The 12,935-nt window shown below is 35.0% G+C and carries 12 protein-coding genes; 5 read left to right on the top strand and 7 right to left on the bottom strand.

Annotation, left to right across the window (positions count from 1 at the left end):
* The first annotated feature begins 112 nt into the window (after nt 1–112).
* The 4 genes from RBR53_06875 to RBR53_06860 all read left to right on the top strand — a co-directional run bounded on the left by RBR53_06875 (nt 113) and on the right by RBR53_06860 (nt 4,643).
* Entirely contained in the window at nt 113–1,312 is a 1,200-nt protein-coding gene (locus tag RBR53_06875) for an RtcB family protein (protein MDY0132377.1), read from the top strand.
* Nucleotides 1,313–1,506: 194 nt separating this feature from the next.
* A complete protein-coding gene (kdsB, locus tag RBR53_06870; GenBank protein MDY0132376.1) occupies nt 1,507–2,253 on the top strand; it encodes a 3-deoxy-manno-octulosonate cytidylyltransferase in 747 nt (248 codons plus the stop codon).
* A gap of 41 nt (nt 2,254–2,294) precedes the next feature.
* Nucleotides 2,295–3,302, top strand: a complete 1,008-nt coding sequence (locus RBR53_06865) for an NAD-dependent epimerase (protein MDY0132375.1) — start codon at nt 2,295–2,297, stop codon at nt 3,300–3,302.
* 9 nt (nt 3,303–3,311) lie between these two features.
* A complete protein-coding gene (locus RBR53_06860) occupies nt 3,312–4,643 on the top strand; it encodes a UDP-glucose/GDP-mannose dehydrogenase family protein (protein ID MDY0132374.1) in 1,332 nt (443 codons plus the stop codon).
* A gap of 113 nt (nt 4,644–4,756) precedes the next feature.
* Here the strand turns inward: RBR53_06860 and RBR53_06855 are convergent, their stop codons facing one another.
* The 7 genes from RBR53_06855 to RBR53_06825 all read right to left on the bottom strand — a co-directional run bounded on the left by RBR53_06855 (nt 4,757) and on the right by RBR53_06825 (nt 11,139).
* Nucleotides 4,757–6,331 carry a YdiU family protein gene (locus RBR53_06855; protein MDY0132373.1) on the bottom strand — a complete coding sequence of 525 codons (1,575 nt, stop codon included), beginning with the start codon at nt 6,329–6,331 and terminating at the stop codon, nt 4,757–4,759.
* A gap of 369 nt (nt 6,332–6,700) precedes the next feature.
* Nucleotides 6,701–7,858 carry a sensor domain-containing diguanylate cyclase gene (locus RBR53_06850; GenBank protein ID MDY0132372.1) on the bottom strand — a complete coding sequence of 386 codons (1,158 nt, stop codon included), beginning with the start codon at nt 7,856–7,858 and terminating at the stop codon, nt 6,701–6,703.
* A gap of 44 nt (nt 7,859–7,902) precedes the next feature.
* Complete coding sequence (locus RBR53_06845; GenBank protein ID MDY0132371.1) at nt 7,903–8,064, bottom strand: hypothetical protein; 162 nt, start codon at nt 8,062–8,064, stop codon at nt 7,903–7,905.
* The gene (locus RBR53_06840; GenBank protein MDY0132370.1) at nt 8,048–8,476 is read right to left on the bottom strand and encodes a transposase; all 429 of its coding nucleotides are present in this window, start codon (nt 8,474–8,476) and stop codon (nt 8,048–8,050) included. Before RBR53_06840 ends, RBR53_06845 begins: the two co-directional genes overlap by 17 nt.
* A 237-nt stretch (nt 8,477–8,713) precedes the next feature.
* Nucleotides 8,714–9,412 (bottom strand): DUF2207 domain-containing protein, encoded by a 699-nt coding sequence (locus tag RBR53_06835; protein ID MDY0132369.1) that lies wholly within the window; start codon nt 9,410–9,412, stop codon nt 8,714–8,716.
* A gap of 34 nt (nt 9,413–9,446) precedes the next feature.
* Entirely contained in the window at nt 9,447–10,577 is a 1,131-nt protein-coding gene (locus RBR53_06830) for a DUF2207 domain-containing protein (GenBank protein MDY0132368.1), read from the bottom strand.
* 10 nt (nt 10,578–10,587) lie between these two features.
* Nucleotides 10,588–11,139: a LemA family protein gene (locus tag RBR53_06825; GenBank protein ID MDY0132367.1), complete on the bottom strand. Its 552-nt coding sequence runs from the start codon at nt 11,137–11,139 to the stop codon at nt 10,588–10,590.
* A gap of 522 nt (nt 11,140–11,661) precedes the next feature.
* On the opposite strand from RBR53_06825, the gene RBR53_06820 reads away from it, so the two are divergent.
* Entirely contained in the window at nt 11,662–12,918 is a 1,257-nt protein-coding gene (locus RBR53_06820; protein ID MDY0132366.1) for an MFS transporter, read from the top strand.
* Nucleotides 12,919–12,935: the final 17 nt, after the last annotated feature.

Here is a 12,935-nt window from a genome sequence, read left to right as displayed (position 1 = left end):
TTTACAACTCCAAACAACCTAAATTCAGGTGCAAATATTAACAAACTGAATTTGAAAAAACTAAACTTATGTGTACAATTTTTTGTTTAATTTTTATGAAAAAGGAAAATCAATGGAATGGATAATAGATGAAAATAAACTCCCAATTTATTCATGGTGTGCGGATTTGGAAGAACAAGCACTTAACCAGGCAAAAAATGTTTCAAACCTTCCTTTTGCTTTTCATCATATAGCTCTGATGCCTGACTGCCATCTGGGGTTTGGAATGCCTATCGGCTGTGTTGCTGCTTTTAAAAACTTTGTTGTTCCCAATGCGGTTGGAGTTGATATCGGATGCGGAATGTCTGCAGTAAAAACAGATATCTTAGCTGAAAAATTAACTCCTGAAATTATAAAAATATTGTTTACCCGCCTTGAACAAAAGATTCCCCTGGGATTTTCAGTCCATGGCTCAAATCAGTCCTGGGAAGGGTTTGATAAGTTTTTAGACGATTTTTCCTCAGGCAAGCCAGGATGGTACTCTAAAAAAAGTTTTGACCGTGCCAGAAAAAGTCTTGGAACTCTTGGAGGAGGGAACCATTTTATAGAGCTTCAAAAAGATGAAGAAGGCTTTGCATGGCTTATGCTTCATTCAGGTTCAAGAAACCTGGGAAAAACAATAGCAGAACACTATCATTCTAAAGCAATAAAGTTTTGTTCAACAAACAAAATAAACCTCCCAACCAATGAACTGGCTGGGCTTAAATATGACTCTACAGATGGAAAAGCATATTTCAGGGATATGACCTTTGCCCTTAATTTTGCAGCAGAAAACAGAAGACAAATGATGATTGTTTTTAAAAACACCCTTTCAGATCTGGTTCCCTGCAATTTTACAGAAGAAATCAATATTCACCATAACTACGCAGCCCTGGAAAGACATTTCAATACAGATGTTTTTATCCATAGAAAAGGTGCAACTTCAGCAAAAATAAATGAAAAAGGGATAATACCAGGATCAATGGGAACTCCTTCATACATTGTCCAGGGCCTTGGGAATGAAGACTCATTTATGTCCTGTTCCCACGGGGCAGGAAGAAAAATGGGAAGAAATGAAGCTTGCAGAATCCTTGACTTAGAAACTTCTAAAAGAAAAATGAGAGGAGTTTACCATAGACCGTTTCAAAAAATTAAAAGAGGAAGACTAAGGGGAAAAATTGATTTAAGTGAATCTCCGGGAGCATACAAAAACATTGATGAAGTAATTGAGCTTCAAAAAGATCTTGTAACTGTACTTTACAAACTTTACCCACTTGGTTCTTTAAAAGGATAAGCTTTTTTAAAGACAAAATCCTTGTAAAATAAATTTGAGGAAATACTTAGAAAAAAAGATTCAAATCTTGACCAAAATTATATAAAAGAAACAATCTTTCCAATTGACAACCACTGAATATGGATATGATTGTTTCTTTAAATGTTTAAGAAACCGGAAAAACAATTTTTTGCCCATAAAATGGAGCCTGGTTAATGAAAAAAGTAATTATCATTCCTGCAAGATACGACTCTACAAGGCTTGGAGGCAAGCCTTTAATAAAAATTTTAGGAAAACCTGTAATTGAGCATGTTTACCAAAGATGCCAAAAAGCAGAAAACATCAATGAAATTTATGTAGCAACAGATGATGAAAGAATTGAAAGTTTTTGCAAGTCCATCAATCTTCCTTCAATAATGACCTCAAAAAAACACAAGTCAGGTACAGACAGGGTTTCTGAAGCTGCTGAAATTTTAAACCTGGGTGAAGAGGATATAATTATAAATGTCCAAGGAGACCAGCCCCTTGTTCACTCAAACTCAATTGAGCAGGTTATAATCCCATTTTTAGAAGGTTCTTCAGCTTTAATGTCTACCCTTGCCTATAAAATAAAAAATAAAAATGAAATAACCGATCCAAAAGATGTTAAAGTGGTTTTTTCAAAAAAAGGAAAAGCCCTTTATTTTTCAAGGGCCACCATTCCCTATCCAAGGGACAAAGACACAGATTATTACTATAAGCATCTAGGTCTTTATGCTTATAAAAAATCCTTTTTAAAAACATTCACTTCCCTTCCAACATCCGATCTGGAAGAAATTGAAAAACTTGAGCAGTTAAGGGCTCTTGAATACGGTTACGATATAGATATAGTAATTACAGAGCATGATTCTCCTGAAGTTGACCTTGAGTCAGACATTGAAAAAATTGAAACCTTGCTGAAAAAAAACAACTTTGATAATTAAAAACAATTTTGAATATCCTAAAAATTCATCGGAGATGAGCTATGAAAGTAATGATAACAGGTGCAGCCGGATTTATAGGTTCAACCCTTGCAAAAAAACTTCTTGAAAATAACTATGAAGTTATAGGCATTGATAATTTAAATGACTATTATGATGTAAACTTAAAAAAAGACAGATTAAAGCGTCTTGAATCAAACAAAAATTTTAAATTTGAGCTTCTTGATATTTCAAACAGAGAAGAAATGAAGGAGCTGTTTGAAAAAAACAGTTTTGATTATGTAATAAACCTTGCTGCCCAGGCAGGTGTAAGGTACAGCATTGAAAATCCAGCATCCTATGTTGATACAAATATGGTTGGATTTGGAAATATTCTTGAAGGATGCCGCCACTCAAAAGTAAAACATCTTGTTTTTGCTTCAAGCAGCTCAGTTTACGGACTTAATGAAAACATGCCATTTTCAGTTCACAATAATGTTGATCATCCAATAAGTCTTTATGCCGCTTCAAAAAAAGCAAATGAACTTATGGCACACACCTATAGTTATCTTTATGATCTTCCAACAACAGGACTTAGATTTTTTACTGTTTATGGTCCCTGGGGAAGACCTGATATGGCATTATTTCTTTTCACAAAAGCAATTTTAGAAAACAAACCTATTAAAGTTTTTAACAACGGAGAAATGAAAAGAGACTTTACCTATATAGATGACATTGTTGAAGGAGTTTCAAGGGTAATGGAAAACATTCCAAAACCTGATCCAAACTGGTCAGCTCAAAACCCTGATCCATCATGCGGAAAAGTTCCCTATAAAATTTACAATATTGGAAACAATAACACAGTTACTTTAATGGAATTTATCGAAGCAATAGAAGATGAACTTAAAATAAAGGCAAAAAAAGAATTTCTTCCCCTCCAGCCAGGAGATGTCCCTGCCACCTGGGCCAATGTTGATAATCTTATCAAAGATACAGGATTCAAACCCGACACAAATGTAAAAGACGGGGTAAGAAATTTTATAAACTGGTACAAAGATTATTACAAAGTATAAGGAAAAAATATGGATATTACAGTTATTGGAACAGGTTATGTAGGCCTTGTAACAGGAACCTGTTTTGCCCAGATGGGTAATTATGTTAATTGTGTTGATATTGATAAAACAAAAATTGAAAATCTCAATAAAGGGATTATACCAATTTATGAGCCAGGCCTTGAAGATCTTGTAGAAAGCTCTGTAAAACAGGGGTTTTTAAAATTTACAACCTCCCTTCCAGATGCAATGAAAGAATCAGATATTTATTTTATTGCAGTGGGAACGCCTCCTGGAGAAGACGGTTCTGCTGATCTTCAATATGTTTTATCAGTTGCCGAAGAAATTGGCGAAAACCTTGAAGACTACGCTGTAATTGTTGACAAATCAACGGTACCAGTTGGAACAGCAGACAAAGTAAGAAAAACCATTCAAAAAACACTTGATAAAAGAAATAAAAAAATTGAATTTGACGTTGTAAGCAACCCTGAATTTTTAAAGGAAGGGGCTGCAATCAATGATTTCATGAAGCCTGACAGGGTAATAATCGGAACTGAGTCTGAAAAAGCTGCAACTATTATGAACAAGCTTTATTCCCCGTTTTCAAGAAGCAAAGATAAAATTATGACGATGGGAGTAAGGGATGCTGAGCTTACAAAATATGCTGCAAACTCACTTCTTGCCACAAAAATTTCTTTTATGAATGAAATTGCAAATCTTTGTGAAATCCTTGGGGCAGATGTTGAAAACGTAAGAAAAGGAATAGGCTCAGACCAAAGAATAGGATATCATTTTATTTATCCAGGCTGTGGATACGGGGGCTCATGCTTTCCAAAGGATGTTAAGGCTCTTGTTAAAATGGCAAATAAAAACGATTTTAAACCCCTTGTTCTTGAAGCTGTTGAAAAAAGAAACGAACTCCAAAAACAAAGACTTTTTGAAAAAATTACAGATAAATTCGGTAGCGACCTTTCAGGAAAAACCTTTGGAATCTGGGGTCTTTCTTTCAAGCCCGGAACTGATGACATGAGAGAAGCTTCTTCAGTTGTACTTATAAATTCCCTTATTAAATCAGGTGCAAAAATCAAGGCTTATGACCCTGTTGCCATGAATGAAGCCAAAAATGTATTTCCTAAAAATTATTTTGATGAAAACTTAATTAAACTCTGTGATCATCAATATGACGCTGTAAAAGATTCAAACGCTCTTGTTCTTGTTACAGAATGGAAGCCTTTTAGACAGCCAGACTTCCATGCCTTGAAAAAAATGCTAAAAACCCCTTGTGTTTTTGATGGAAGAAATCTTTACGAACCTGAAGAGCTTAAAAAGATGGGATTTTATTATTCGGGAATAGGCAGATAAGAATCTTTTATAACTAAATATTTTCAAATCTTAGTTTTATTACAAATTTAAGCTCCCCTTTCAAATATTGGGGAGCTTTTGTTTTTTATACTGGATTTTACATCCACTATTAATCAGGAGCTACATGAAAGCATTGAACACCCTGGTTTATGTCTTGCCCATTCAGGCATTTTTTCTGCAAATTTTTCTTTACCGGGTTGTTCTTTATATGGTCTTTTAAGAGTATTAAAAAGATCATTTAAGTAATTGTATTCTCCTTTTTCAGCCCTTTGTGCTGATTCATGGGCTAGATAATTTCTTAATACATAAAAAGGATTTACAACATCCATTTCTTTTTTTCTTATATGGGGTGGTTTATTTTCTTTTTTTAAAATCTCTAAATATTTTTCAATCCAGCTTAAAAATATTTTTTTCTTATCAATCGTAAATTCAGAAATATTATAAAAAGCTTCTTTTAAAATTTGAAAATTCATTTCTGAATCCTTCCAGGGATCAAGATCAGAAAGCTTTCTAAAAAAAATAGTCATATCTGTTTCAACAATTGTAAGAACTTTATTTAACTCATTGATTAGATTTTTTGTTTCATTTTTTTTAAAATCATCTATTCCAAGTTTTGAAGACATCATTTCAAGGTATTTTGAATTAAATAAAGACTGAAATTTATTAAGTTCCAGCTCAAGGGGCTTGGCTTCATTGATCAGAGGATAAAGTGCATTTGCAAACATTGATAAATTCCAAAAAGCTATTTCAGGCTGGTTTCCAAAAGCATATCTTTTAAATTGTGCATCTGTTGTATTTGGAGTCCAGCCAGGATCATAAACTTCAAGCCAGCCATAGGGACCATAATCTATAGTCAGTCCATTGACAGACATATTATCAGTATTCATTACACCATGAACAAACCCTACTCTCATCCAGTTTACAATAAGATCTGCAGTAAGATTCAAAACTCTTGAAAAAAACTCAAGATATTTCTCCTTTCCACTGGATTTAATATCAGGAAAATCATTTTCAATAGTATAATCTGCAAGTTGTTTTAATATTTCATACTCCTGCCTTGCAGCAAAAATTTCAAAACTACCAAACCTTATAAAGGTTGAAGATACCCTTGTAACTATAGCCCCAGGCTCATATTTGGGATTTCCATCATAAAGCATATCTCTTAAAACACTACTTCCAGTAAGTACAAGAGATAAAGCTCTGGTTGTAGGTATTCCAAGATAATGCATTGCTTCACTGCAAAGGAACTCCCTGACAGAAGATCTTAAAACAGCATAACCATCTCCGCTTCTTGAGTAAGGTGTAGGCCCTGCTCCCTTGAGCTGCAGAAAATATTTCTGATTATTAGAATTAATTTCTCCAATATTTATAGCTCGTCCGTCGCCAAGCTGTCCTGCCCATGAGCCGAATTGATGTCCTCCATAATTCATTGCAAATGGTTTTGCATTTTTGAGATTTTTTTTACCTGAAAATATTTCAAGAAAATCCTTTGACCTGCAATCATTTTCATTCAGCCCAATAATTTCTCCTGTTTCTTTTGAATATAAAACTAGTTCTGGTTTTTTAGGTTTTTTGGGATTTACATAGGAAAAGCATGAGTTATAAACCTGCCTTGGCTTGTTTGATAAATCAGCATCACCAGGTAGTTTATTTACAAATGAATTTTTTATATTGATTTTATTTTGCATAATTTTCCCGCTATTTAATTTTTTTAGCCTTCTCTAAAAAGTTATTACTAAAAAAAATTAGTCAAGGAAATTAAAGCTTGAGAGATTTTAAAATTGAGGGGTAACAAGGAAATTTCCAACTATTTATTTGTGAGACTTCAACAAGCCTTCCATTTGCTCAAAAAAGATGGTGCGGAGCAAATAACGTTGACAATCTAACAACCCTTTCCGATTGATCATAAAGATGTCTCATTTGGAATTTCTATAGAGGAGCTTAGACTTCTTGCAAGATCTATTTTTGTTATTGATGAAAAAAACCATTAAAGATATAATAATTCTTAATGAAATTACAAACGAGCAGGATTACAATATAAATTTGAACAGCCTAGCCTACACTTCATTTGTTTCTTCTGAAGCCACGACTTGATTTTTTCCATTCTTTTTCCCAAAATAAAGAGCGGCATCAGCTACGCTAACACACGAATCAATAGTAATATTAATATCATCTAATGTGGACGTTCCAAAAGTCATTGTAACCTGAAAAGAATGTTCTTCAAAGGTAAAAGAAAATTGTGCAATATCTTGCCGCAGACGTTCAATAATATTGGCAACAGTTGTCACATCCGTATTTGGGAAAAGTAATAAAAACTCTTCACCACCCCAGCGACCGATACTATCTTGCGGCCGTATACCTTTTTCTAATATTTTAGCGATATTTTGCAAAACATAGTCACCACAATTATGGCCATATGTATCATTAATCGTCTTAAAATTATCTATATCACATATTGCAATAGAAAACCCTTTACCCCCCTGATCTGGACTGTCAAAAGTCTTCCGGCGAAAATCAGCTATTTCTTTGTTAAAACATAACATAAGAGCTCGTCTATTAGGAAGTTCAGTTAACGAATCAGTTAAAGCGAGTTGTTCTATCTTTTTATTTTTTTCCTTTAAATCTACAACAGCTAAAGCCAATTTTTCCTGAGTTAACAGACGCTCTTCCTCCAATCGAATAGCAGAAGCAAAAGCTTGAATAATATATACCTCTAGTTCTGAAAAATTTCTTTCCTTTGTATCAACAACACAAAGTGAACCAACAACCCTATCCTCAAGAGTAACAGGAAAACCCAGATATGACTTTAAACCATACTGAGAAACATTTGAATCCAGCTTCTCCCATTTTGTTCCCTCAAGGTTGTTTATTTTCACTGCCTTCAGGTTAGAGACGTGATTATTCTGCCGAATAGTCATGTCGTAACAGATATGGCCATCAGGAGAATCTTCTCGCTGATATCCGTCTGGCTCATTATCGATGCACCAGGTTTTAAGAGAACCGGCTTCCATCCGATTATAGAGTGCTACTGCAGAACCCAGAACCTTCCCTAGAGTGCTAACGACAATGGACATGTTTTTCTTGGGATCAGGCCCCAGAAGATAAAAATAATCAAAGAGAAAGTGACGCATCTCCTCAAGAGCCTTTTCAGATTGCTCTCGCCGTATCTTTTCTTCTTCTGCCACTTTTTGCCAATATTTAACATCATTGATCATTGTAAAACCCTTTCTAGCTCTGCATAATTCTGCTAACACCATATTTAATTATCAAATTTATTTTTAGGCCCTGATTTTTTAGGCTCAAGTTTTCTGTTTAGTTTTTTTTCAAGATTTTCAATAAAAATGTCATTTCCTGCAGGACGTCCTATTCTTTCATGCTTTCTGAAAAAGTCTATATAGTTTTCATCAACATCGGTTTGCAATCGGTTTGCAATCGGTTTGCAAAAAATTTTCCCAAGGTTCATCAACAATTTCAAGCAAAGGAAGAGCACTTACAAGAACATCGTCTTTTTTCAAAAGATGTGCATTGGCACTGCTCCATTTCCATTTTTCGGGAGAATCAACAATACCTGCACGCACTGGATTAAGCTCAATATATTTTGTACATGCCAGAAGATATTTTTCATCCATAATAAAAGACGCAAACCTGCTCTGCCACAAATGTCCCCGCCAGCCTTTGCGAAAATTTATCATTCTTGTATAACGCCTGTCAGCTTCTCCAACAGCAAGCTGAAGACCTTTTTCATCGGATGGAATCAGCACAAGATGTACATGATTTGGCATGAGACAATATGCAATACATTCAACATTTTGTTTTTTACACCACTGTGACATAAGGTTTAGATATGAAAGATAATCTTCTTCACAAAAAAGTCTGCTGTCTTCTGTTGCCTCTCTGGATTACTATGATGAGGTAAACTCGGTGTTGTTACTTTTATATTCTTGACATAATTTTATTTTTCTTTTTTTTAGATTTTCTTAATTAAGCATGGTTTCCCCGAAACTAAGCAAGTAAAACTTGGGAACCAGATCAAAATAAGCTACCGCTGAAAATATATAAAACTTTTATCTTTACCAGCTACCGCCACCGCCTCCACCGGAACCACCACCAGAAGAACCGCCAGAAGAAGAGCCTCCACTGCTTCCACTGGAAGAAGGGGAGGAAACCATGGCTGAAGAAAGTGTTTTAAAATTTTTATTCAAATTTTTCTCAAAGCCACTAACTCTGAATGTATCGTAGGTAGAACCTCTATACCATTGGGGAGGTTCTACTGCTAATTTGTCAAAATGAGAAGCCCATTTGTCGCTGAGATTGAGCACCATGGCATAGGGAAGAATTGAATAAAAGTATTTGGGATTGGATTCAAACATCAGCTCAATCTTGTCTTGTTCTGCTGTTTTTATAAATTCTTTAAATCCAAGCACTTTTTCAAGTATTTCATCACCATACTTAGTTCGCTTTGACATTATCACTGTAAAAACAAAACAAATAAAACAACTTACCAACCCTGCAATATATTTAGACATAGATATTTTTGCAATATCAAGAGCTAAAAAACCAAAAAACACTACTGAAAACCCTCCAAAAACAAGAAGAAATAAAATTTTAGAAATCCCACCTTTTTTTTGGCCTGCTACTATATCTGCAAACTTTAACAAGGGAATAATTATAAGCAAACTAAAAGAGATAGCTATAAGAGCTGAAGGGCCATCAATTTCCAATGATTTAAAAGTTTCTATAAAAAGAAAAATTATTGGTAAGCCAGCCAATAATCCTACAAGAAAAGTATTTAAACTTGATCCCTTAACAAATTGCAGTTTCTTTATTTCTGGTAAAATTTTCAGTTATAGCGCTTTGTGCCCAGCTAATAGTTTTATAAAAAGAATCTGTAAGGTCCTTGGTACTAACCCGACCATCAGTGCTGTTGCTAAATAATTTTTTGAAAATATGCCGTTCATAATCCCGTGCATCAGGTCCTGGCTCTGCAATTTTTATAAGTTCCAGAGTTTTCTTTGACATAAAACCGCTTTTAACCTCTTCTATTTCAAGAAATCCTTTATCAGCCCAATATAAAATCAAAGAAGTAACATCTTTGTCATCTACCACTCCATCTATTACATATCCGATTTCACTTGGAGTCATGCCTTCAGGCGGTTCAAATTGAACAGAAGGGAAAAGCTTTGTATCTCTTCCTTTTAAATACCACAGTATAAAAGACAATATTATAACAAGTATATATAGTGGGTAACCAAAAACAGTAAAAAACAACCAACCGCTTTCTCTATGCTTAACAGCATCTACCCAATAGCTTTCTGGAAGTGGAAGAGCTATTGTAAGTCCTTCATTTTTGTTTAAGGGCTTGAGAATCTTACCTGTAATAGTGTTGTTTTTTACCTCCCATTTTACATTTGAATTATCTTTAGAACCATATACACCTGATGTACAATTAACATCATTGGCATTAAAAGCTTTTGGAAGCTTAATGACAAAACTGGCGGCCTCAATACTTGTGTCCCATTGTGTTCCAATTAGATTGTGATAAAACTCATCCATATCTGGAAGAAAATCTTTACCAACATTATAAGTATAACTTATAATATAGCGTAGATTACCATTTACATAGGTGTCAGCAGAGCCTATTTTTATTATTAAATCTGTATTTGTTTTTGTTATTGTTTTTTTAAATCCGTCTACAGAAATGTTGGTAATTTTTATTGGGTTTGAATCAAAATATCTGGGGAGATTTCTAAAAATACCATGACGTTCTCTTAAGAAATAAACATCAATTGTTTCCACAATATCATAAGAATTATTTTCATGAACCACCATATCTACTTGATAGTTTTTAATTGTAAAATCTTCTGCAGATAAAAAGGAACTTGAAAATATAATAAAAAACAATGCAGTAGATAAGAGTATTTTTTTAATATACATATCTTCTTCCTTAAAACGAAACTTTTACAGTACTGCGTTCAGTTTCATCAATTTCAAAATAGTCTTTCTTTTCAAGATTCATCATTCCCGCAACAATTGATTGGGGGAAAAGCTCTCTTTTTGTATTAAATGATTTTACAACAGCATTAAAATATTTTCGTGACTGGAGAATATCAGTTTCAACAGTTTCAAGCTGGTTTTGTAAATTAATAAAATTCTCATTAGCTTTAAGATCCGGGTAGGATTCACTAAGTGCAAATACAGACTTTAAGCTAGCCGCAAGTGATTGTTCATTGGCACTTAATTCGCTCATGTTTTGAGAATTCATTGCCATATTTCGCGCTTCTATAACTGCCTCAAGGGTATCTTTTTCATGGGTAGCATAACCTTTTACTGTTTCTATAAGATTAGGAATAAGATCCCAACGTTTTTTTAAATAAGCATCCATGGTTGCAAATGCCTCTTCGCATTTATTTCTAAGGGTTACAAATCCATTGTACACTGCAATAAAATAAATAAGGATAACAACTAATACCCCGACAAAACTTAATCCTATAACCATTTTTTTATACTCCTATTCATTGTTGTCCAAAATAACAGGGAGAATTAAGTAGATTGTCACCATAATCCCACCCAATCCATAATTTTTTTAAAAAACAAACTACTCTTCACTTCCAAACCCTTTATTTACAATTATCAATGAGCCAATGTTTAAGACATGACTCATCTATGAAATAAAAATCTAGATTAAAAACAATTTGAGCTGCTAAGGCCTCATTTGCTACAAGATAATATATGTAATATTAGTGCAAAATTTATAGCATTTAAAAAAGGGTAATAAAAGCAGAAAAAGTAAACTTTAACCCTTTATCTGATGTTATTAATTAAGGAAAGCTTAGATCTGCAAATCAAGATTACCAGGTAAAATTTAAGAGCCAAACTTTAAAAAACTATAGGTAAAATTAAATATTGTGTCTCTTTAACTCTTATCTCTCTGAAGATATCAGAGAAATCTTGCAATTTAAGGCCTGATCCCTATAGTGTACTTATTGTAGAAAAATCATTGATTTTTGGAGGATAAGTTATGAGCAATTTTAAAACTAAAAACACAGCACCTGACGCTCAATTCTCGTCTGAAACAATAAATAGGGAGTCTGCCGTTAAAACGAATTGGCTAGCAGTAGCTATAGTGGTTGCCGCTGGTATTATAGCAGCGTTGCAAGTGGGTAAAGTTATCGTTTCCGTACCGCTACTGCGTGCAGAACTTGGACTTAATCTTAGTGCTGCCGGATGGATATTATCTATTTTTTCCGTATTGGGTGTTGTAGGTGGAATTCCAACTGGTGCAGCCGTACATCGCTTCGGCGATAGGCGCATTTTGGTCCTAGGTCTTTTAGCTATTGTTTTCGGTAGCCTGGCAGGTGGCTTAGTAATTAGTTACCCCATGCTGCTTGGCACTCGGGTACTAGAAGGTTTGGGGTTCTTATTGATCGTCATTGCCGCTCCAGATTTGATCAATCGCATTGTTGCTACCACAGATCGTGATCGAGCACTGGCAATATGGAGCTGTTTTATGCCCATAGGTATGGCGCTCGCTTTATTGATTGGACCTTTTTGGGTAGATTGGCGTGGTTTGTGGTTTGCAAATGCTGGATTGGCAGCAATTGTTACCATTGCTGTAATGTCTTTTGTCCGTAGACGAGGGATGGTGCAATCAGAGAATTGGTCATGGTCTGGCCTGGGACGCGATACCATCCAGACTATTACCGCAGACGGGCCACTACTGCTGGCTACAACCTTTACTCTTTATGCCACGATGTTTTTTGCATTATTTAGCTTTTTACCCGTATTGCTCGAACAACGCATGGGCGTGTCGGCAGCTTTAGCCAATGTACTCACTGCCGCCGCTATTGGTGCTAATATTATTGGTAACTTGGCAGCAGGTGTTTTGCGTGAACGCGACGTGGCTCAATGGAAGATTATCACTATAGCAAGTATAATTATGAGTGCTGCAGGTTTTGGTATCTTCTTGCCCATACTGCCAAATTTAGCCGTTTTTAGTGCCTGTATTATCTTCTCTGGTGTTGGTGGGTTAATTCCTGCAATAATAATGGGCGGCATTCCAACGCTGGTGCCTAGTGTACGACTATCCCCTGTATCATTTGGGCTGATAATGCAAGGCAACAATCTTGGACAACTCATCGGTCCGGCTGCCGTTGGTGGTGTAGTAGACGCTATGGGCTGGAACTCAGTCGCCGTCTTTATTGCAGGTGGTGGAATAGCGGTTGTGCTGCTGGCAATTGCTTTGCGTCAATCATTCCAGCGTGCAAAGATTCAATAGCTTTGGGAAAAACAGTT

The organism is Desulforegulaceae bacterium, assembly GCA_034006035.1.
Taxonomy (GTDB): domain Bacteria; phylum Desulfobacterota; class Desulfobacteria; order Desulfobacterales; family JACKCP01; genus JACKCP01.
Note: the sequence above shows the minus strand (reverse complement) of the source record. Positions and strands in the feature narration are given on the sequence as shown.

Excerpts from the sequence above, each read along its gene's own strand:
- kdsB (MDY0132376.1), top strand. The coding sequence starts at position 1,507 with ATGAAAAAAGTAATTATCATTCCTGCAAGATACGACTCTACAAGGCTT.
- RBR53_06850 (MDY0132372.1), bottom strand. The coding sequence starts at position 7,858 with ATGATCAATGATGTTAAATATTGGCAAAAAGTGGCAGAAGAAGAAAAG.
- RBR53_06855 (MDY0132373.1), bottom strand. The coding sequence starts at position 6,331 with ATGCAAAATAAAATCAATATAAAAAATTCATTTGTAAATAAACTACCT.
- RBR53_06875 (MDY0132377.1), top strand. The coding sequence starts at position 113 with ATGGAATGGATAATAGATGAAAATAAACTCCCAATTTATTCATGGTGT.
- RBR53_06825 (MDY0132367.1), bottom strand. The coding sequence starts at position 11,139 with ATGGTTATAGGATTAAGTTTTGTCGGGGTATTAGTTGTTATCCTTATT.
- RBR53_06860 (MDY0132374.1), top strand. The coding sequence starts at position 3,312 with ATGGATATTACAGTTATTGGAACAGGTTATGTAGGCCTTGTAACAGGA.
- RBR53_06865 (MDY0132375.1), top strand. The coding sequence starts at position 2,295 with ATGAAAGTAATGATAACAGGTGCAGCCGGATTTATAGGTTCAACCCTT.
- RBR53_06840 (MDY0132370.1), bottom strand. The coding sequence starts at position 8,476 with ATGTCACAGTGGTGTAAAAAACAAAATGTTGAATGTATTGCATATTGT.
- RBR53_06820 (MDY0132366.1), top strand. The coding sequence starts at position 11,662 with ATGAGCAATTTTAAAACTAAAAACACAGCACCTGACGCTCAATTCTCG.
- RBR53_06830 (MDY0132368.1), bottom strand. The coding sequence starts at position 10,577 with ATGTATATTAAAAAAATACTCTTATCTACTGCATTGTTTTTTATTATA.